The organism is Streptomyces djakartensis, from assembly GCF_014651075.1.
GTDB classification, from domain to species: domain Bacteria; phylum Actinomycetota; class Actinomycetes; order Streptomycetales; family Streptomycetaceae; genus Streptomyces; species Streptomyces djakartensis.
Map to the genome: position 1 here is coordinate 1 of NZ_BMWE01000016.1, position 22334 is coordinate 22334.

A 22334-nucleotide genomic window follows, 5' to 3' on the forward strand; every position below is an offset into this window, starting at 1 on the left:
GACGTCGCCCATGCCGTCGCCGTGGTGCGGGAGGACCGTCCCGGCGACCAGCGGCTGGTGGCCTACGTGGTGGCCGCGCCGGGAGCGGTGCCGGATCCGGCCGGGCTGCGGGCGTATGCCGCTCGTGTGCTGCCGGAGCCCATGATCCCGTCCGTGGTGGTGCCCCTGGACGCGCTGCCCCTCACCCCGAGCGGGAAACTGGCCCGCCGGGACCTGCCCGCCCCGGAAGCCGACGCACCGGCCGTCGGCCGGGCTCCGCGCACGGCCGCGGAGGAGATCCTGGCCGGTCTGTTCGCCGAGGTGCTGGGCGTCCCTGGCGTCGGCGTCGACGACGGGTTCTTCGACCTCGGCGGGCACTCGCTGCTGGCAACCCGGCTGATCTCCCGGATCCGGGCCGTGCTCGGGATGGAGCTTTCGGTACGGGACCTGTTCGAGGCGCCCACGGTGGCGGGCCTGGCAGCCCGGATCGACGTCGGGGGTGAAGAACGGCCTGCCCTGCGCGCGGCGGCCCACCGCCCGGACGTGCTTCCGCTGTCCTTCGCGCAGCGCCGGCTGTGGTTCCTGCACAAACTGGAAGGGCCCAGCCCGACCTACAACATGCCCTTCGCGCTGCGCCTGTCCGGGGACCTGGACACCGGTGCCCTGCACGCCGCCCTGAACGACGTCGTCGCCCGGCACGAGACCCTGCGCACGGTCTTCCCCGAGATCGGCGGGGAGCCGCGACAGGTGATACTCGGACCGGGCGAGGCGGAGGTGGAGCTGCCGGTCCACCAGATCGACGAGGACGGACTCACCGGGGCGCTGGCCGCCGCGGCCGGACACCGGTTCGACCTGACGACCGAACCCCCCCTGCGGGCCTTCTTGTTCGCGCTCGGCCCGGACGAGCACGTGCTGCTGCTGGTGATCCATCACATCGCGGGTGACGGCTGGTCGAACGCCCCGTTCGCCCGGGACCTCTCGGTCGCCTACACAGCCCGCTGCTCCGGCCAGGCCCCCCAGTGGGCGCCGCTGCCCGTCCAGTACGCCGACTACGCGCTGTGGCAGCGCGGCCTCCTCGGCAGCGAGGACGACCCGGACAGCCTGATCTCCGCCCAGATCGCCCACTGGGAGCGCACACTGGGCGGGCTGCCCGAGCAACTGGACCTGCCCACCGACCGGCCCCGTCCGGCGGTGGCCAGCCACCGTGGCGGGAGGGTGCTGTTCACGCTGGACGCGGGCCTGCACCTACGGCTCGCCGAACTGGCGCGTGAGCGCGGAGCGACCCTCTTCATGGTGTTGCAGGCCGGGCTCGCCACCCTGCTCAGCAGGCTCAGCGGGGGCACGGACATCCCGATCGGCAGCGCCATCGCCGGGCGCACCGACGAAGCCCTCGACAACCTCGTCGGGTTCTTCGTCAACACGCTCGCGCTCCGCCTGGACACGTCGGGGGACCCGTCCTTCGCCGGCCTGCTGGAGCGGGTACGCGAGACCGACCTCGCCGCCTACGCCAACCAGGACGTTCCCTTCGAGCAGCTGGTCGAACTGCTCAACCCGGTCAGGTCGGCGGCCCGGCACCCGCTGTTCCAGGTGATGCTGACGCTGCAGAACAACGCCGACCCCGAGTTCGCCATGCCCGGCCTGCGGGTGACCCCCGGCATCGCCGAAGTGGGCGCGGCCAAATTCGACCTGCTGTTCAGCCTCACCGACAGGTACACCGAGGACGGCGGCCCGGACCGGGTCGACGGAGTACTCGAGTACAGCGCGGACCTGTTCGACCACGGCACCGCCGAGACGTTGGCCGCCCGCTTCGTGCGGCTGCTGGAAACCGCGGCGACCGGGCCGGACCGGCCGATCAGCTCCCTCGACATCACCGACGCCGCCGAGCGCGAGCGCCTGCTCGTGACGTGGAACGGCACCGAGACCGAGTTCCCGCTGACGCTGCTGCCGGAGGCGTTCGAGGCACAGGCGGCGCTGACGCCACACGCCGTCGCCGTGACCGACGGCGGTACCGACCTCAGCTACCGCGAGCTGAACGCGCGGGCCAACCGGCTGGCGCATCTGCTCATCGGCCGCGGAATCGGCCCGGAGCAGGTGGTGGCGGTCGCCCTGCCGCGCTCCGCCGACCTCGTCGTCGCGCTGCTGGCCGTGGCCAAGGCGGGCGCCGCGTACCTGCCCGTCGATCCGGCCCACCCGGCCGCGCGGCTCCGCTACGTGCTGGCCGACGCCCGCGCGGCCTGCGGACTCACCCTGAGCACGCTCGCCGCGGACCTGCCGGAGACGGGCCTGAACTGGCTCGCGGTGGACGACCCCGAGGTGGCACGGGCCGCCGAGGAGCAGCCGGAGCACGACCCGTCCGACGCCGACCGGGAGACGGGGCTGCGGCCGGCGCATCCCGCGTACGTGATCTACACCTCCGGCTCCACGGGCCGTCCCAAGGGCGTGCTCGTCGAGCACCGCGCCCTGGCCGCCTACCTGGACTTCGCCCGCCGGGCCTACCCCGGCACAGCCGGGACCGCGCTGCTGCATTCACCGGTCTCCTTCGATCTGACCGTCACGGCGCTGTTCGCGTCGCTGACCGCGGGTGGACGGGTGCTGGTCGGCGACCTGTCCGACGGCTCGCCGGTTCCGGGCCCGTACACATTCCTCAAGGCGACGCCGAGCCACCTGGCCCTGCTCGGCGCCTCACCCGGGCAGGAGGCGGCGGTCGCGGACCTGGTCGTGGGTGGCGAGCAGCTCACCGGTGACCTGCTCGCTTCGTGGCGGCGGTCGCATCCGCAGGCCACCGTGGTCAACGAGTACGGGCCGACGGAGGCCACGGTCGGCTGCATCACGTTCCGCGTGCGGCCCGGGACCGCAATCGCGGACGGTCCGGTGCCGGTCGGGCGGCCCGTCCCGAACATGCGGGCATACGTGCTCGACGCGGGGATGCGGCTGGTGCCGCCCGGCGCGACCGGAGAGCTGTACCTCGCCGGGGCGCAGCTCGCCCGCGGCTACCTGAACCGGCCCGGCCTGACCGCGGAGCGGTTCGTGGCCGACCCGTTCGGCGGGCCGGGGGCCCGGATGTACCGGACCGGTGACCTGGCCCGATGGACCCGCGGCGGGGATCTCGTCTTCATCGGCCGCGCCGACGAGCAGGTCAAGGTCCGCGGGTACCGGATCGAACCGGCGGAGATCGAGGCGACCCTGTCCCGGCACGAGGCCGTGGCCCAGGCCGCGGTCGTCGCCCGGGAGGAGGAGCCGTCCGGCACCCACCTGGTGGCCTATGTCGTCCCCTCGGCCGACGGGCTGCGCAGCGGCGAGGCGGCCCGGGCCCAGCTCGGCGATTGGCAGGAGGTGTACGACTCCCTCTACGGCACCGAGCGCGCCGCCGCCGAGCCGGCCCCGTTCGGCGAGGACTTCGCCGGCTGGACCAGCAGCTACGACGGGGAGCCGATCCCGGTCGAGCAGATGCGCCAGTGGCGGGACGCCACCGTCGCGCGTATCCGGGAGCTGCGGCCACGCCGCGTGCTGGAGATCGGCGTGGGCAGTGGCCTGCTGCTCTCCCAGCTCGCGCCGGACTGCGAGGCCTACTGGGGCATCGACATCTCGGCGGACGCCATCGAACGGCTGCGGGCCCAGGTGGCCGAACGGGCCCTGGCCGAACGCGTGGAACTGCGTGTCCAGCCCGCCACGGACGCCGACGGCCTGCCGGCCGGCTACTTCGACACGGTGGTGATCAACTCGGTCGCCCAGTACTTCCCGGACGCCGGCCATCTCACCGACGTGATCGGTACGGCACTGGAGCGGCTCGCCCCCGGCGGGGCCCTGTTCCTCGGCGACGTACGTGACCTGCGGACGCTGCGGTGTCTGCACACGGCGGTGCAGTTGCGCCGCGCCACGCCGTCCGCCGACATCGCCGTGGTACGCCGCGCGGTGGAGCAGGCGGTGCTGCTGGAGAAGGAACTGCTGCTCGACCCCGCGTTCTTCACCGCGTTCGCGGGCCGGCGGGACGACATCGCCGGCGTCGACCTGCAGGTCAAGCGCGGCGCCTACGTCAACGAGCTGAACCGCTACCGGTACGACGTCGTGCTGCACAAGCGGCCGACCGCCGGTCTGCGGCACCTGGAGGCGGTCCCGGAGCTGCGGTGGGGCCACGACGTCACCGGACTGGAGGCACTCGAACGGAATCTCGCCGAGAACCGCGTGCCCGCGCTGCGGGTCACCGGGGTGCCGGACGAGCGGGTCGCCGACGAGGCCGCCGCCCTGCGCGCCCTGGACGAGGGACGGCCACTGCCCGAACTGCTCGCCCTTCTCGGGGCCGCTGAGCGGTCGTCGGCTCCGCGCCTCGGCCCGGACGACTTCTGCGAACTGGGCGAGCGCGCCGGCTACCGGGTGGCGGTGACCCGGTCGGGCGGTGACGCCGAGAGCCTCGACGTGCTCTTCGTGGACCCGGCCGCGACCGCGCTCGACGGTGTGCACCGCCCGGCCCCGTCGGCCGCGCCGCCGGCGGCGCTCGCCAACGACCCGGCGGCAGCGCGGCAGCGCGCCGAACTGGTCGCCGCACTGACCACCTCGCTGCGGGAGCAGCTGCCCGAGTACATGGTCCCCGCCGCCGTGGTGATCCTCGACGACCTTCCCCTGACCGCGCACGGGAAGCTCGACCGGGCGGCGCTGCCCGCGCCGTACCTCGGCTCGCCGGCGGGCTCGCGCCGGCCCGCCACGCCCCGGGAGCAGGTGCTGTGCGACCTGTTCGCGCAGGTACTCGGCGTGGCGGCGGTCGGCGTCGACGACAACTTCTTCACCCTCGGCGGGCACTCGCTGCTGGCCACCCGGCTGATCAGCCGCATCCGCGCCGCCCTCGGTGCCGAACTCGCCGTCCGGACGGTGTTCGAGGCGCCCACGGTCGCCGGGATCGCCGAGCGGCTCGGTGACGCTGAGGCACACCAGGACGAGGTGCGGCCGGCCCTGCGGCCGGTGCCCAGGCCCGACGCGGTGCCGCTGTCCTTCGCCCAGCAGCGCCTGTGGTTCCTGCACCGCCTGGAGGGACCGAGCGCGACGTACAACATGCCGATCGCCCTGCGCCTGCGCGGCGAAGTGGACCAGAGGGCGCTGCGGGCCGCGCTGGCCGACGTCGCGGCGCGGCACGAAAGCCTGCGCACCGTGTTCCCGGCGGCGGGCGGCGTGCCCCGTCAGCTCGTCCTCGGCGCGGCCGACGCCCGCCCCGAACTGATCGTCCGGCACCTCGAAGAGACCGGGCTGCGCGCGGCCGTACGCGAGGCGGCGCGCTACCCCTTCGACCTCGCGGTCGACCTGCCGCTGCGGGCCGAACTGCTGGTCCTGGGCGAGCGTGAACACGTGCTGGTGGTGCTGGTGCACCACATCGCCGGCGACGGATGGTCGATGGCCCCGCTCTCGCGGGACCTCGCGACCGCCTACGCCGCGCGGCGCCGGGGAGAGGCACCGTCATGGGCGCCGCTGCCGGTCCAGTACGTGGACTACACGCTCTGGCAGCGTGCCCTGCTCGGAGACGAGAACGACCCGGACAGCCTGTTGGCCCGGCAGGTGGCGCACTGGGCCGAGACCCTGACGGACCTGCCCGAGCAGCTCGTGCTCCCGGCGGACCGCCCCCGCCCCGCCGTGTCCACCTACCGGGGCGAGATGTTCGGCTTCGATCTGAGCCCCGAACTGCACCGCAGGCTGGCGGGCCTGGCCCGGGTCGAGGAAGCCAGCCTCTACATGGTGCTGCACGCCGGACTGGCCGCCCTGCTCACCAGGCTCGGTGCCGGTACGGACCTGCCGATCGGCAGCGGGATCGCCGGGCGGCGCGACGAGGCGCTCGACGACGCGATCGGGCTCTTCGTCAACACGCTGGTGATGCGGACGGACACCTCGGGCGACCCGACGTTCAGCGAGCTGCTGCGGCGCGTGCGGGAGACCGCACTGACCGCGTACTCCCACCAGGACGTGCCCTTCGAGCACTTGGTGGAGGCACTGAACCCGGTCCGCTCCCCGAACCGTCACCCGCTGTTCCAGGTGGCACTGGTGCTGCAGAACACACCGGCGGCCGGCCTGGCGCTGGCCGACGTCGATGTCACGCCCGAGCCGGCCAGCTCGGGGACCTCGCGCTTCGACCTGTTCTTCAGCGTCACCGAACGGCCCGCGCCGTCGGGTGCGGCGGCCGGCTCCTTCGGCGGGGTGCGCGCGACCGTGGAGTACAGCACCGACCTGTTCGACCGGCAGACCATCGAGGCGATGGCCGCACGGTGGATCCGGCTGCTGGAGGCGGTGACCGCCGACCCGGCACGGCCCATCGGCCAGGCCGACCTCCTCACCCCCGCCGAACGGACCCGGATGCTCGGCGCCCCCGACGACCGGATCGCCCCGGCCTGCCTGCCGGCGCTGTTCGAGGCGCAGGCGGCCCGGACTCCGGACGCGGCGGCCGTCATCGCCGAGGACCTCACCCTGTCGTACGCCGAGCTGAACGCGCGGGCCAACCGCCTGGCCCACCTGCTGATCTCGCGTGGCATCGGGCCCGAGCAGACGGTCGCACTGGCCTTCCCCCGCTCCGCCGACCTGATCGTGGCGGTCCTCGCAACGCTCAAGGCGGGGGCGGCCTACCTCCCGCTGGACCTCGGCTACCCGGCGGAGCGCCTCGCTTTCATGCTCGGCGACGCCCGCCCGTCGCTGCTGCTGACGGGCGGCACCGGTGGCGCCGAGGTACCCGGCGCCACCGGCCTGCCCAGGCTGGACCTGGACGCCGGCCCGCAGGTCACCGCGGACCTGGCCGCCCGGGCGGGCACCGACCCCGATGACGCCGACCGGGTACGGCCGCTGGCACCCGCCGACCCGGCCTATGTCCTCTACACGTCCGGCTCGACAGGCAGGCCCAAGGGCGTGGTGGTCACCCACGCCGGTGCGGCCGGCCTGGTGGCGACACAGACAGAGGCCTTCGGCGCCGGACCGGGCAGCCGGGTCCTGCAGTTCGCCTCGCCGAGCTTCGACGCGGCGTTCTGGGAACTGTGCATGGCGTTGCTGACCGGGGCGGCGCTGGTGGTGGCGCCGGCCGAGCGGCTGCTGCCCGGCCCGGACCTCGCCGCGCTGGCGGCCGAGCACCGCGTGACCCACCTGACGGTGCCGCCGGTGGCGCTCGGCGTGATGACCCCCGACCAGCTGCCGACCGTGACCACCCTGGTGGTGGCCGGTGAGGCCTGCCCGCCGGAGACGGTGGCGGCCTGGAGCCGAGGCCGGCGGATGGTCAACGCCTACGGGCCGACCGAGTCGACTGTCTGCGGGACGATGAGCCGGCCGCTGACCGGCGAGGGAGGCGTGCCGCCCATCGGCACGCCGATCCTCGGCACCCGGGCCTATGTGCTCGACGCCGGGCTCCGCCCCGTGCCGCCGGGCGTGGTGGGCGAACTGTACCTGGCGGGCGCGGGCCTGGCCCGCGGCTACCTCGGACGTCCGGGCCTGACCGCCGAGCGGTTCCTGGCCTGTCCGTTCGCAGAGCCGGGGACGCGGATGTACCGCACCGGGGACCTCGCGCGGTGGAACTCCGACGGTGATCTGGAGTTCGCCGGGCGCGCCGACCAGCAGGTCAAGGTCCGGGGGCACCGGATCGAACTCGGTGAGGTGGAGTCGGCGATGGCCGCCCATCCCGGCGTGGGGCAGGCGGTCGCGGTGGCCCGCCAGGACGGGCCCGGCGGAAACCGCCTCGTCGGATACGTCGTACCGGCGAAGGACACCGCGGAGACCGCGGACGGGGCGCGTGCCACGGACACCGGTGGTGCGCCGAACGGGTCGGACCGGGTGCTGGGCGAGTGGCGGCAGCTGTACGACACGCTGTACGGCGAGTCGGAACTCGCCCCGTTCGGCGAGGACTTCACCGGCTGGAACAGCAGCTACGACGGACAGCCCATCCCGGAAGCCGAGATGCGGCAGTGGCGGGACGCGACCGTCACGCGGATCCGCGAGCTCCGGCCCGGGCGCATCCTGGAGATCGGCGTCGGCCGCGGCCTGATCCTCTCCCAACTCGCCGCGGACTGCGACGAGTACTGGGGCACCGATCTGTCGGCTGCGGTGATCGAGTCCCTGGCGGCCCAGGTCGCCGATGAGCCGGCGCTGGCCGACAAGGTGGTGCTGCGGGCACAGCCGGCGGACGACCCCACCGGGCTGCCCGAGGGCTTCTTCGACACCGTGGTGCTCAACTCGGTGGCCCAGTACTTCCCGGACGCCGGCTACCTGACCGAGGTGATCGGCAACGCGATGCGGCTGCTGGCGCCGGGCGGCGCCCTGTTCCTCGGGGACATCCGCAACCTGCGGCTGCTGCCGATGCTGCAGGCGGCCACGGGCAACGCCGGGCAGGAGCGGGAGCTGCTGGTCGACCCGGACTTCTTCCCGGCCCTGGCAGGTGTGGTGCCGGAGGTCGGGGCCGTGGACATCCGCCTCAAGCGCGGGCGGTACCACAACGAGCTGTCCCGCTACCGCTACGACGTCGTCCTGCACCGCACGCCGCTGGCCTCACCGCCCCGGCCGTTCGGCGACGCACCGGCGGTGCGCTGGCCGGAGCTGGCCGGCGGAGTCGAGGAACTCGCCGCACTGCTGGACGAGGACCGGCCGGACCGGCTGCGGGTCACCGGGATCCCCAACGCCCGGCTGGCGGGCGAGGCCGCCGCCGCGCCGGTGGCGGCCGTGGACCCGGAGGTCCTGTGCGCGCTGGGCGAACGGCTCGGGCTGTGGGTGGCCGTCACCTGGTCGGGCACGGAAGGGGAGGACTGCTTCGACGCGCTGTTCGCCGATGCCGGGGACGGCGCCGACGCCAGGGACGATGGCGGTCCCGCGGTCACGGGAGGGTACCTGCCGGTGGTCCCCGCGGTGGCGGACCGTTCGTCGCTGCGGGCCTTCACCAACGACCCGGCGGCCATGACGGCGCCGGTCGCACTGGGCACCTCGGTGCGCGCCCGGCTGCGGCAGAAGCTGCCGGAATACCTGGTTCCGTCGGCCGTCGTCACGCTCGACGCCCTGCCGCTGACGCCGAACGGGAAAGTCGACCGCAAGGCGCTGCCCGCGCCGGAGTCCTCCGGCGCGCCGGCGGGCCGGCCGCCCGCCACCGCACGGGAGCGCCTGCTGTGCGACATCTTCGCCGACGTACTCGGCCTGCCGGCCGTCGGAGTCGACGACAACTTCTTCGACATCGGCGGCGACAGCATCGTCTCCATCCAGGTGGTCAGCAAGGCTCGCGCCGCCGGGATCGCACTCGCCCCCCAGGACGTGTTCCAGCACCGGACCGTCGCGGAACTGGCCGCGGCCGCCGGAACGCTCGGCGGGGAGCCGGCCGAGGCCGAGGCACCGCAGGCGGGCATCGGCACGGTGCCCCTGACACCGGCCCTCCACGCGCTGCGGGAGCGGGACCCCGATCCCGGCACCCGGTACGAGGCGGTGACCGTGGAGGTCCCGGCCGGGCTGGACGCGGAGCGGCTCGAAGCGGCCCTCCAAGCGGTCCTGGACCATCACGACGCGCTGCGCACGCGCCTGACCCGTGTCCCCGGCGAGGCCCCGCGGACGGGCCCGGACGAGTGGCTGCTGGAGGTGACGCCGCCCGGCACGGTCCGGGCCGGGGACCGCCTGCACCGGGTCACCGCCGCCGCGAGCGAGGACCTGACCGCAGCGGAGGAGCGGGCGGCGTCGGCCCGCCTCGCGCCGGAGTCCGGGGTGGTGGTCCAGGCGGTCTGGTTCGACGCCGGCCGCGGCCGGCCCGGGCGGCTGCTGCTGGTGCTGCACCGCCTCGTCACGGATCCGGAGTCCTGGCGGATCCTGCTGCAGGACATCGCCACCGCCTGCGCGGCGTCCGCCGAGGACCGCCGCCCGGAACTCCCCGCGGTCGGCACGTCGTTCCGGCGATGGGCCCAGCACCTGCGCGCCCAGGCGCAGGACGCGCGGCGGGTCGAGGAGCTTGCGCGCTGGACCGGCATCCTCACCGAGCCGGACGGGTCCCATGACCCCGGCCCCGAGCCGGACGAGCCGGGGCGGGACACCGGCGTTCGGCCGGTGGAGAGCTCCGGGGACACGGCGGCCGGGGCCGGCACGCTGACGATCACCCTGTCCGCCGAGCGCACCGAGGCGCTGCTCACCACCGTTCCGGCCGCTTTCCACGCCGACGCCGAGGACGTGCTGTTGACCGCGTTCGCGCTGGCGTTGGCCGACTGGCGGCGCCACCGGGGATCCGGCCGGCCGAGTGGCACGGACACCCCGGCGAGTGGCACGGACACCCCCGGCATCAGGAGCGACTCCGTGCTGATCGACGTACGGCGGCCCGGCCGGACCGGCATCGCCGAAGGCGTCGACCTGTCCCGCACCGTGGGCTGCTTCACGGCCGTGCATCCGGTCCGCCTGGACCTGGGCGGCGTGGAGTGGAACGAGCTGTGGAACGGCGGGCACGCCGTCGGCACGGCGCTGAAGCGGGTCAAGGAGGAACTGAGGTCCCTGCCGGACGGCGGCCTGGGATTCGGCCTGCTGCGCCACCTCAACCCCGAAACCGCCCCAGTCCTCGCCGTCCGGCCCTCGCCGCAGGCCGCGTTCCACTACCTGGGGCGGCTGCCGCAGACACCCACCGGCTCCTGGCCGGGCGAGCCCGGCATGCCGCCGGAGTACCGGATCGAGGTCAGAGCGGCAGCCGTGGAGCATCCGGACGGCCCGCGGCTGACCGCCACCTGGTGCCGGCCGCCGGCCCGGTTCACCGAGGCCGACCTGCGGCACCTGGCCGGCACCTGGGCGCGCGTACTGGAAGCGCTGGCCGCCCACGCCACCCGGCCCGACGCCGGTGGCCGTACCCCGTCCGACGTACCGCTGGTCCGGCTGAGCCAGGACAAGCTCGAACAGCTCGAGGCCGCATGGAGGAGAAAACGATGACGCAGGCGGACGTACAGGCGGAACTGGAGGACATCCTGCCGCTGGCGCCACTGCAGGAAGGGCTGCTGTTCCACGCGCTCTACGACGAGGCGGCGCTCGACCTCTACACCCTGCAGATGGCCTTCGACCTGGAGGGCGCCCTCGACGCCGAGGCGCTGCGCGCCGCCGCGCGCGCCCTGCTGCGGCGCCATGCGAGCCTCCGGGCCGGTTTCTGGCACGAGGACCTGGACGAGCCGGTGCAGATCATCCCGCGCGAGGTGGCGCTGCCCTGGGAGGACGCCGACCTCAGTGCGGTGGATCCCGCCGAGCGGGAGGCCGAGGCGGAGCGGATCGCGGTGGCGGACAGGGTCCGCCGCTTCGACCCGGCCCGACCGCCGCTGCTGCGGTTCACGCTCATCCGGCTCGGGCAGGCGCGGTACCGGTTCCTCCTCACCGCCCATCACCTGGTGCTGGACGGGTGGTCCGTGCAGTTGCTGCTGGACGAGCTGTTCCAGCTCTACACGCGGGGCGGCCGGGAGGACGCGATGCCCCCGGCGGCCCGGTACCGCGACTACCTGGCCTGGCTGGCCGGCCAGGACCGGGCGGCAGCCGAGGACGTCTGGCGCGAAGTGCTGAAGGGCGTCGACGAGCCCACCCGGGTCGCCCCCTCGGACCCGTCCCGGGCGCCGGAACTGCCCGGCCAGGTTCTCCGCGACCTGCCGAGCGACCTCGCCGCCGCGCTGGACGGCCTCGCCCGGCGCGAGGGCCTGACCCTGAACACGGTGTTCCTGGGCGCCTGGGCGATCGTGCTCGGCCAGCTGACCGGCCGGGACGACGTGGTGTTCGGCACCACGGTGTCCGGGCGCCCGCCCCAGGTGCCCGGAGCCGAGAAGATGATCGGCCTGTTCGCCAACACGCTGCCGGTCCGCGTCCGCCTCGACCCGGCGGAGCCGCTGACCGGCATGCTGACCCGACTGCAGCAGGACCAGACCCGCCTGATGGCCTGTCAGCACGTGGGTCTTGCCGGCATCCAGCGCACCCTGGACTCCGGTGAACTCTTCGACACGGCGACCGTGTTCGAGAACCTCCCGGCCGGCGAGAGCGAACTGGCCGCCGCAGCGCACGGCAGCGGACTGCGGGTGACCGCGAGCCGGAGCCACGGCGTCACCCACTACCCGCTCAACTTCATGGTGATGCCCGGCAGGCCGCTGCGGCTGCGCCTCGACCACCAGAGCGACCTGTTCGGCCGCGAAGCCGCGGAGGCGATCATGGGCCGGGTGGTCCGGGTCCTCCAGGCCGCCGTCGCTGACCCGGGCCGACGGATCGGCGCCCTGGACATCCTGACGCCGGACGAGCGGGCCCAGGTGCTGGTGGAGTGGAACGGTACGCCGGGTGAGCCGCCGTCGGTGCTGGTGCCCGAGGCCTTCGAAGCACAGGCTGCGCGGACTCCGGAGGCGGTGGCCGTGGCCGCCGGCGGGACGGAGTGGACGTTCGCGGAACTGAACGCCCGGGCGGACACGCTCGCGCGGCGCCTGGCCGGCCACGGTGTCGGGCCGGACACGCTGGTCGGACTGTGCGTGCGCAGGTCGGCCGGGATGATCGCGGCCGTCCTGGCCGTGTGGAAGGCCGGCGGGGTGTGTGTGCCGCTCGACCCCGGCTACCCCGCGGAGCGGCTGTCGCTCATGCTCGCCGACGCGTCCGTGCCCGTGGTGGTGACCGAGCGGGCACTGGCCGGACTCCTGCCCCGGAGCCGGGCCGCCCTGGTGCTGCTGGACAGGGACGATCTGCCCGACACGGACGTGGACGCCGGCGTGCCGCCGAACGCGTGCGCGCAACTGCCGGCGGTACGCGCGGACCACGCCGCGTACGTCGTGTACACGTCCGGGTCGACGGGCGTGCCGAAGGGTGTGGTCGTGACGCACCAGGGGCTGGCCAACCTGTTCGCCAGCCACCGCGACCGGGTGTTCGCCCCGGCCGCGGCCGCGGTGGAAGGGCGCCGGCTGCGGGTGGCGCACACCGCGTCGCTGTCCTTCGACGCGAGCATGGGGCAGCTCCTGGGCCTCGTCGCCGGACACGAACTGCACGTCGTGGACGACGACACCCGCCGCGACGCCGTCGCCCTCCTGGAATACGTACGCGACCGGGGCGTCGACTACCTCGGGATCACACCGTCGCTGCTGAGCGAACTGGCCGGGCTGGGAATGCTGGACGGCCCCGGCCACCGGCCGGGCGTGATCCTGCTCGGCGCGGAGGCCACGGGAGCCGCGCTGTGGGAGACACTGCGCGCGTACCCGGGCACCGAGGTGCACAACTACTACGCGCCGAGCGAGTGCACGGTGGACGCCGTCGGGGCCCGGGTGCGCGACAGCGACCGGCCGGTGATCGGCCGGCCGATCCAGAACATGCGGGTCTACGTGCTCGACGCACGGCTGCGCCCGGTACCTCCCGGCGTGGTGGGGGAGGTCTACCTCTCCGGCGTCCAGCTCGCCCGCGGCTACCTGAACCGGCCCGGCCTGACCGCGGAGCGCTTCGTCGCGGACCCGTTCGGCGGGCCGGCAGCCAGGATGTACCGGACCGGTGACCTGGCCCGCTGGACGACCGCCGGACTGCTGGAGTTCGCCGGGCGCGCGGACGAGCAGGTGAAGCTGCGCGGATTCCGTATCGAGCTCGGCGAGGTCGAGGCGGCGCTCGCCCGGCACGCCGCGGTCACGCACGCGGTCGCGACGGTGCGTGAGGACCGGCCCGGCGACCAGCGCCTGACCGCCTACGTGGTGCCCGCGCCCGGCGGCAGCGTGCACCCGGGCGAACTCCGGGAGCACCTCGCCGGGACGCTGCCCGAGTTCATGGTTCCGGCCGCGATCGTCGTCCTCGACGCGCTGCCGCTCACCCCCAGCGGGAAACTGGCCCGCCGCGAACTCCCGGCCCCGGGGCCCGGCCTCCACGGGGCCGCGGGCCGGGAGCCGCGCAGCCAGGCGGAGGAGATCCTGTGCGGCCTGTTCGCCGAGGCGCTCGGGATCGCGCGAGCCGGAATCGACGACGACTTCTTCGCTCTGGGCGGGCACTCGCTGCTCGCGACCCGGCTGGTGTCACGCATCCGCGCGGTGCTCGGCGCCGAACTCGCCGTACGGGACGTGTTCGAGGCCCCGACCGTCGCCGGACTCGCGGGCCGGCTCGACGCGTCGCGCGCGGGCGCCCGGCGACGGCCGCCGCTGCGCTCCGTGGGTGAGCGGCCGGACGACCTGCCGCTGTCGTTCGCCCAGCAGCGCCTGTGGTTCCTGCACCGGCTGGAGGGCCCGTCGGCCACCTACAACATGCCGTTCGCCCTGCGCCTGACCGGGAACCTCGACGTCTCGGCGCTGCGCGCCGCCCTGGGCGACGTGGTGGCCCGGCACGAGGCGCTGCGTACGGTCTACCCGGACGCCGGGGGCACGCCGCGCCAGCGCGTCCTCGCCCCCGCCGACGCGGCCGTCGAACTGCCCGTGCAGCCGGTCGACGAGACCGGCCTCGCCGCGGCGATCGCGGCCGCCGCGGCCCACCGGTTCGATCTCACGGCCGAACCACCCCTGCACGCCGTGCTGTTCGCCCTCGGCCCGGACGAGCACGTCCTGCTGCTCGTGCTCCACCACATCGCCGGGGACGGCTCGTCCAACCGCCCGTTCGTCCGCGACCTCTCCGACGCCTACGCCGCGCGGCGCGCGGGCCGCGCCCCGTCCTGGGCGCCGCTTGCCGTTCAGTACGCCGACTACACCCTGTGGCAGCGGCGGTTCCTCGGCGCCCAGGGCGACCCGGACAGTGTGCTCTCCCGCCAGGTGGAGTACTGGCGGGAGACCCTGAAGGGGCTGCCGGCCGAGCTGGAGCTGCGACGGGACCGGCCCCGCCCGGACGTGGCCGGCCACCGGGGTGCCACGGTGCCGCTGCGCCTGGGTGCGGACGTCCACGCGCGGCTCGCCGGGCTGGCCCGGGCGGGCAACGCCAGTCTGTTCATGGTCGTCCAGGCGGCCCTGGGGGCGCTGCTCACCCGGGAGGGCGCGGGCACCGACATCCCGATCGGCACGCCGATCGCGGGGCGCACCGAGGACGCGCTCGACGATCTCGTCGGATGCTTCGTCAACACGCTGGTGATGCGCACCGACACCAGTGGGAACCCGAGCTTCGTGGACCTGCTCGGCCGGGTCCGCGAGGCCGGCCTGGCCGCACACGCGAACCAGGACGTGCCCTTCGAGCATCTGGTCGAGGTGCTCAAACCGGCCCGCTCGGCGGCCCGGCACCCGCTCTTCCAGGTGATGCTGACCGTCCATCACGCCGAGGACCTCGCCGTGGATCTGAGCGGCCTGCACTGCCGCGCCGAGGAGGTGGAGTCGCAGTCGGCCAAGTTCGACCTGCTGTTCCGGCTCGCCGAGCGGCACACCGCGGACGGCCTGCCCGGCGGCCTGGAGGGCGGCGTCGAGTACAGCACGGACCTGTTCGACCGGCAGACGGTGGAGGACCTGGTGACCAGGTTCGAGCGTCTGCTGGACGCCGTGACCGCCGACCCGGACGAGCGGATCTGGCGGCTCGACACCCTCGCGCCCGCGGAGTGTGAGCGGGTCCTGCGGGCGTGGAACGACACCGCGCGGCCCCTGTCCCCGCTGACGTTGCCGGAGCTGTTCGAGGCGCAGGTGGCCCGCACACCGGACGCACCCGCCCTGGCCGCAGCCGGTGTCAGCCTGTCCTACGCCGAACTGAACGCGCGGGCGAACCGGCTCGCCCACGCCCTGATCGGGCGCGGCGCCGGACCGGAGCGGGTCGTGGCCGTCGCCCTGCCACGCTCGGCCGAACTGGCCGTGGCGCTGCTGGCCGTGCTCAAGTCCGGCGCGGCCTATCTGCCCATCGACACGAACCATCCGGCCGAGCGGATTCGCACCGTGCTCGACGACGCCCGGCCGGTCTGCGTCCTCGACGACCCGGACCAGGTACGGAACCCCGGCGACCAGCCGGACACGGATCCGGGCGATACCGCCCGCGCCACGCGGCTGACGCCGACGCACCCCGCGTACGTGCTCTACACGTCCGGCTCCACCGGCACGCCCAAGGGAGTGGTCGTCCCGCACGCCGCCGTGGTCAACCGGCTGCTCGGCATACAGGCCGAGTACGGACTGGAGCCCTCCGACATCGTGCTGTACAAGGCGCCGACGGCGTTCGACGCGTCCGTGTGGGAGTTCTTCTGGCCCCTGACCACCGGCGCCCGGATCGTGGTCGCCGAACCCGAGGGACACCGCGACCCGGTGTACCTGGCCGCGGTGATCCGCGAGCACGCGGTGACGACCGTGCACTTCGTGCCGTCGATGCTGCGAGTCTTCCTGGACGAACCCGCCGCGGCCGGCTGCACCAGCCTGCGCCGGGTCCTGACCGGCGGTGAACCCCTTCCGGCGGACCTGCGGGACCGCACCCTGAACGTGCTGGACGTGGCCCTGCATCATCTGTACGGCCCGACGGAGACCGCCATCCACGCGACCTCCTGGACCTGCGAGCGTGAGCCGGCCACCGGATCGGACGCGGCCGGCCGCCCGGTGCCGATCGGCCGGCCCGTCACCAACGTGCGCGCCTACGTGCTGGACGCGGGACTCGGCCCGGTGCCGCCGGGCACGGTGGGGGAGGTCTACCTGGCCGGCGTCCAGCTCGCCCGCGGCTATCTGAACCGGCGCGACCTCACGGCGGAGCGGTTCGTCGCCTGCCCCTTCGGCGCCCCGGGGGAGCGGATGTACCGGACCGGGGACCTCGCGCTGTGGACCGCGGACGGCGTGCTGCGCTTCGTCGGCCGTGCGGACGACCAGGTGAAGCTGCGCGGGTTCCGCATCGAGCTCGGTGAGGTCGAGGCGGTACTGGCCCGGCACGAGACGGTCGCGCGGGCAGCGGCGGTGGTACGCGAGGACGAGCCGGGACGGCGCCGGCTGGTGGCGTACGTGGTCGCGGCGCCGGGCGCCGATCCGCGGGAGACCGATCTGCGTGCCCACGCCGCGGCGGCGCTGCCGGAGTTCATGGTGCCGGCCCACGTCGCCGTGGTGGCCGCCCTGCCCCTGACGACCAGCGGCAAACTGGACCGGCGAGCCCTGCCGGAGCCCGGTCCGCGCTTCGTGACGTCCAAGCGGCCGGCGCGCACGCCCGAGGAGGAGGTTCTCCGCGGTCTGTTCGCCGAATTCGTCGGCGTGGCCGGAGCCGGAATCGACGACGACTTCTTCGAACTCGGCGGGGACTCGCTGGCGGCGATCCGGCTGGTGAGCCGGATCCGGGACACGATGGGCCTCGACCTGTCGGTCCGGGACCTCTTCGCCGCGCCCACGGTGAGCCGCCTCATGGACCGGCTCGACCTCGGTGTCTCGGGCGACGCCTTCGACGTGCTCCTGCCGCTGAGGACCTCCGGCGGACGCCCGCCGCTGTTCTGCGTACACCCCGCCGGCGGCCTGAGCTGGTGTTACACCGGGCTGCTGCGACTGCTGGGGCCGGACTTCCCGGTGTACGGGCTGCAGTCCCGCGGCATCGCGCGGCCCGATGTGTACCCGGAGACGATGGACGACCTGGTCACCGACTACGTGGCGCAGATCCGGTCGGTGCAGCCCACCGGCCCCTACCACCTCCTGGGCTGGTCGTTCGGCGGCCTCGCGGCCCACGCGGTCGCGGTCCGCCTCCAGTCCGAAGGCGAGGAGGTGGCCATGCTCGCCCTGCTCGACTCCTACCCCCGCGATCCCGGCACCCCGATTCCGCCCGCGGACGAGCGGGAAGTCCTCGCCACCCTGCTCGACTTCGCGGGCCACGCCGAGGACGGCGAGGGCGGCGAGCCACTGCGCATCACCGATGTCATGGAGATCCTGCGGAGCGGCGGCGGGCACCTGGCGGACATCGAGGAGCGCCGCGTCGTGGCCCTCACCGAGGTCTTCACCAACAACACGAAGCTCTCGGCGACGCACGTCCCGGGCCGGTTCGACGGGAACGTCCTGCACTTCACGGCCACGGCCGAACGCCCGCCCGGGGTGCCGACGGCGGCCGTCTGGGAGCCCGCCGTCACCGGGCGTGTGGAGCGGTACGCCGTGGACTGCACCCACCGCGAGATGTGCGGTCCCGAGCCGCTGGCCCGGATCGGCAGCGTGCTGGTCGAGCGGCTGAACGGCGCCGCATCGCCGGGCGGGCACACCCGGTAGCCGGAGAACCGGCGAAGGCCCGGCAGACCAGAGGACCGGCCGGTGATCCGGTCCGGGAAAGCAGAAGGAAGAAAGGAAGCACAGCCATGACCAATCCCTTTGAGAACCCCGAGGGCACGTACCTGGTGCTGGTCAACGACGAGGGCCAGCACTCCCTCTGGCCCTCTTTCGCGGACGTCCCGGCCGGATGGGAGGTCGCCCACGAGGAGGACACACGGGAGGCCTGCCTCGCCTTCGTCGAGGAGCACTGGACCGACATGCGTCCGAAGAGCCTGGCAGAGTCCATGGACCGGGCCGGTTCCTGACGCGTCGGTACACGCGCATCCGATCTTGAGGAGGACCGGTTTGCTGACTTACCAGGAGTCCGCCATCGGCGGCGTCGAGGAGGTGACGCTGGAGCTGACGGCGCAGGAGACGGAGCAGTTCCGGAAGGTCGCCGCCGAGATGGCCGACGGCCTGCCGCACCCGGGCCTGGCGAACCCGGCGCTGCTCGACGACTCCGACCTGCTCGCGGACATCGAGCTCGCCGCGCGCTGGCTCCCGCCGAGGCTGGCCCGGGCGCTCAGCCGCTTCCGGAAGGCGGGCAACGCGCACGGCACCCTGATCGTGCGGAACGTGCCGATCGACGACGACCTGCCCCCGACACCCGCCGAGGGTGTCGTTCCTGACTGGTCGCGGCTGTCCTTGGCCACCGCCGCCCAGCTCGCGACGGTGTCCTGGCTCGGCGACGTCATCGCCTACGCCGACGAGAAGTCCGGCCGTCTCGTCCAGGACATCGTCCCGGTCAAGGGCGCCGAGCGGCGGCAGGAGAACAGCGGCAGCGTGATGCTCGAACTGCACACCGAGGACGGCTTCCACCCCTTCAAGCCGGACTTCGTCACACTGCTGTGCCTGCGCGCCGACCACGAGCGCCGCGCGTTCACCATGTCCGGTGCGATCACCCAGGCGCTGCCCCGGCTGTCCGCCGAGTGCGTCTCGGTGCTGCGCCGGCCGTTGTTCCGGATCCGCCACAGCAGCTCGTTCGGCGGCACCGGCACCGACGACGTCTCGACGCCACTGCCCGTCCTGTCGGGACCGGACGCCGAGCCCGAACTGATCGCCGACTTCCACGCCATGGAAGCGGACGGCGAGAGCGCGGCGCGGGCGCTCGACGAACTGCGTGACGCCATGACCTCGGTGCTCGTGGGCACGGTGCTGGACGTCGGCGACCTGATCGTCGTGGACAACCGGGCCGCTGTGCACGGCCGCACCGACTTCCAGCCCCGTTATGACGGGCAGGACCGGTGGCTGCGGCGTTGCTTCGCGGTCTGCGACCTGCGCCTGTCCCGTGGCCTCAGGGCGGCCGGGTCCCACGTCTGCGAACCCTTGCCACCGAGGAGCCGTCCGTGATGACAGGACCGCTTGTCGACGCGGCGGGGGCCAGTGCCGGACCCCGAGCACCAGAAGAGGCCCAAAGGGTGCTCGACGTGAGAGGACTGCGAAAGTCCTACGGCGAGTCGGCCGTCCTGTGCGGCGTCGACCTGGAGGTCCGTTCCGGGGAGATCGTGTCCCTGCTCGGACCGAACGGTGCCGGCAAATCGACCTTCGTGTCGATCGTGGCCGGGCTGCGCCGGGCGGACTCCGGCTCGGTCACGATCGCCGGCGTCGACGCGTTCGCGCAGCCTGGGGCGGCGCGGCGGATGACAGGTCTGGCAGCACAGGACCTGGCCGTCTACCCCGTGCTGAGTGCGCGCCACAACCTGCAGCTCTTCGGCGAGTTGGCCGGCCTGCGCGGCAGGGAGCTCGGCACGCGCATCGGCGAGGTGGCGCGCGCGCTGCGCATCGAACCGCTGCTGAACCGCCCGGTGGGCCTGCTCTCGGGCGGCCAGAAGCGACGCGTGCACACCGCGATGGCGTTGCTGCACCGGCCGCGGCTGCTGCTGCTCGACGAGGCGACCGCGGGCGCGGACGTCGAGACCCGTACCTACCTGCTCGACGTCGTACGCGAACTGGCGGCGGACGGCTCGGCGGTCATCTACTCCACCCACTATCTCCAGGAGGTGGAGATGCTCGGGGCGTCGGTCGCTCTGCTCGAAGCCGGCACCGTGATCGCGCGTGGTTCGGTACGCGAACTGGTGGCCGGGCACTCCACCCCCGCGGTGGAATTCCGCTTTGCCGGGCCCGCGCCGCTCGTGGTGGCGGAGCCGGGCCGCGAGGGCTTCGCCGAATGCCACGACGACCTGCTGCGCATCGCCACACCGGACCCGGCCGCCACGATCGCGGCGACGATCCCCGCCCTCGGCGAGGACGCCGGGCGGCTGCGCGGTGTGGAGATCGTGCGGGCCAGTCTGGAGACCGTCTACCTCGCCCTGACCGGGCGCCGGTACGCCTCCGGCGGTGAGCTGTCGTGATGGGCCGCGCCGGCGCGATGATCATGCGCCACGAACTCCGGGTCATCGGCACCATGCCGGGCTCGACCCTCTTCGGGATCGCCATGCCGATCGTGCTCGCGGCACTGACGCAGGGCCTCTTCACAAGTGCCGTGCCGACCAACAGCGTCAGCGGCACCGGCGGGGCCGAACTCGCGGTCCCGGGGATGGCGGTGGCCTTCGCCGCGCTCGGCGCCGGGCGCCCCGGCTTCGCGTTCTTCCGCGACTACGGCTGGGGTACCTGGGACCGGCTCCGGGCCAGCCCCGCGTCGACACTGGACATCGTCGCGGGCAAGGTGTCTCCCTGGGTGATCATGTCGCTGGTCCAGATGCTCGGGCTGTTCGTCGCCGCGATACCCCTGCTCGGCTTCCAGGTCTCCGGTTCCTGGCCGGCCCTGATCCTGGTGTTGTTCGGCACCGCGCTGTGCCTGTGCACCTTCGGTGCTCTGATGACCGCCGTCTCCCGTACATCCCAGCAGCTCAACACGATCAGCAGCGTCTGCGGGCTCGCGTTCGCCGCACTCGGCGGAGCCTTCGTCCCGCTGTCCGCCCTGCCGGACTGGGTGGACGCCGTCGCCCCCTGCTTCCCGACGTACTGGGCCGTGCGCGGGCTGCACGCGGTCGTGCTGGAGCAGGGCGGCCTGGCCGAGGTGGCCCTCCCGGTCGGGGCGCTGCTCGGCTTCACCGCCTTGTTCGCGCTCCTGACCACGGCCCGGTTCCGAGCGGGGGAGAGCAAGGTCTACATGGGCTGAGCGGCCGCCCGGACGGCGAAGGCCGGTATCACGCGGCTGGTTCACCGGAACGTGAACGCGTCGACACCAAGCAGTTCGATGAAATGTGGAGGACTCAGTGCTCGGGACGGATGTTGGTGCCCAGGTCCAGGCGTTGGCCGAGGAACACCCGGATATTCATTCCTGCCTCGATCCCGATCGAGTGGAGGACCAGCAAAGACGGGCCTTGGAGCTCTTCGGCCGGACGGACGACTTCGGCGACACCGGCAGCGGCGGCCGGGGGGAGAGCTACGTCGTCGCTCAACGCTCGACCCGGACCCGCGCCCGCGGGATCAACCAGCTTGTCGACCTCGTCACCGGCAACAGCCGCGCCGCCTCCCGCATCCTGGTCGACCTGCTGGGCGGCGACGGACTGGTGAGCCGCGTGGTGGCGCTGACCGGGCGGGACGACGCCGTGATAGCCACCTGTGACGCCTCGCCCTTCATGGTGGAACAGGCCTGGGCGAGCGGGATTCCGGCGCTGCGGCAGCGGGCCGAATCACTGCTCTTCCGTGACGAGTCGGTCGGCGGTGTGCTGCTCGCCTACGGCAGCCACCACATTCCGGTGGCGGAGCGCGGCACGGTGGCCGAGGAAGCGTTCCGTGTCCTGCAGCCCGGTGGAATCTTCGTCCTCCACGATTTCCTCACCGATTCACCGGTGGACGTGTGGTTCAGGAAAGTGGTCGACGTGTACGCGGCGACCGGCCACGACTACCCCCACTTCGAGCGTGACGAGGCCGTCTCCTGTCTGGGTTCGGCGGGCTTCGAGGACGTCGTCCCCGTCCTCATGGACGACTCCTTCGTGGTTTCCGGCGCCACGAAGGAGCAGGCGGAGCTGGAACTGGGGCGGTACATGGCCGACATGTACGGCCTGGAGAAGCTCTACGACGAACTCGGCGCGCAGGACACTCACCGCCGCACGTTCGAACTCGTCTGCGACATCTTCCGCTACGAGGACGTCGCCGGCGCATACCGCGAAGTCCAGGCCTCGTTCGACGAGAGCAGGTCCGTGTGGACCGTGACGATGCCCCGGGAGGCACTCGTGGTCTCCGGACGCAAGCCGGCGGCCTGGTCATGAGGCTCCCCGGTTCACGGAGAGACACCTGAACCGTCGGCCCCGGTCTCCTGTCCCGCGACAT

7 protein-coding genes are annotated in these 22334 nt (G+C 73.5%); all 7 read left to right on the top strand.

Annotated features, from left to right (window positions below; translation table 11 throughout):
• Positions 1-10863 (top strand): non-ribosomal peptide synthetase (locus tag IE212_RS25265; RefSeq protein WP_190200240.1); only part of this gene is annotated, 10863 nt, incomplete at its 5' end.
• The gene (locus tag IE212_RS25270; RefSeq protein ID WP_190200241.1) at positions 10860-18017 is read left to right on the top strand and encodes a non-ribosomal peptide synthetase; all 7158 of its coding nucleotides are present in this window, start codon (positions 10860-10862) and stop codon (positions 18015-18017) included. The genes IE212_RS25265 and IE212_RS25270, both read left to right, overlap by 4 nt.
• 86 nt (positions 18018-18103) lie before the next feature.
• Positions 18104-18322, top strand: coding sequence for an MbtH family protein (locus tag IE212_RS25275; RefSeq protein ID WP_190200242.1), 219 nt, complete (start codon positions 18104-18106; stop codon positions 18320-18322).
• A gap of 40 nt (positions 18323-18362) precedes the next feature.
• Positions 18363-19406 carry a TauD/TfdA family dioxygenase gene (locus IE212_RS25280; protein ID WP_190200243.1) on the top strand — a complete coding sequence of 348 codons (1044 nt, stop codon included), beginning with the start codon at positions 18363-18365 and terminating at the stop codon, positions 19404-19406.
• 77 nt (positions 19407-19483) lie between these two features.
• Positions 19484-20407 (top strand): ABC transporter ATP-binding protein, encoded by a 924-nt coding sequence (locus tag IE212_RS25285; RefSeq protein WP_190200244.1) that lies wholly within the window; start codon positions 19484-19486, stop codon positions 20405-20407.
• A complete protein-coding gene (locus tag IE212_RS25290) occupies positions 20407-21177 on the top strand; it encodes an ABC transporter permease (RefSeq protein WP_190200245.1) in 771 nt (256 codons plus the stop codon). Before IE212_RS25285 ends, IE212_RS25290 begins: the two co-directional genes overlap by 1 nt.
• A gap of 205 nt (positions 21178-21382) precedes the next feature.
• Positions 21383-22273 (top strand): class I SAM-dependent methyltransferase, encoded by an 891-nt coding sequence (locus IE212_RS25295; RefSeq protein ID WP_190200246.1) that lies wholly within the window; start codon positions 21383-21385, stop codon positions 22271-22273.
• Positions 22274-22334: the final 61 nt, after the last annotated feature.

What these genes read in the sequence shown, in the direction of transcription:
- IE212_RS25290 (WP_190200245.1), top strand. Translation starts at nt 20,407, where the DNA reads ATGGGCCGCGCCGGCGCGATGATCATGCGCCACGAACTCCGGGTCATC.
- IE212_RS25275 (WP_190200242.1), top strand. Translation starts at nt 18,104, where the DNA reads ATGACCAATCCCTTTGAGAACCCCGAGGGCACGTACCTGGTGCTGGTC.
- IE212_RS25270 (WP_190200241.1), top strand. Translation starts at nt 10,860, where the DNA reads ATGACGCAGGCGGACGTACAGGCGGAACTGGAGGACATCCTGCCGCTG.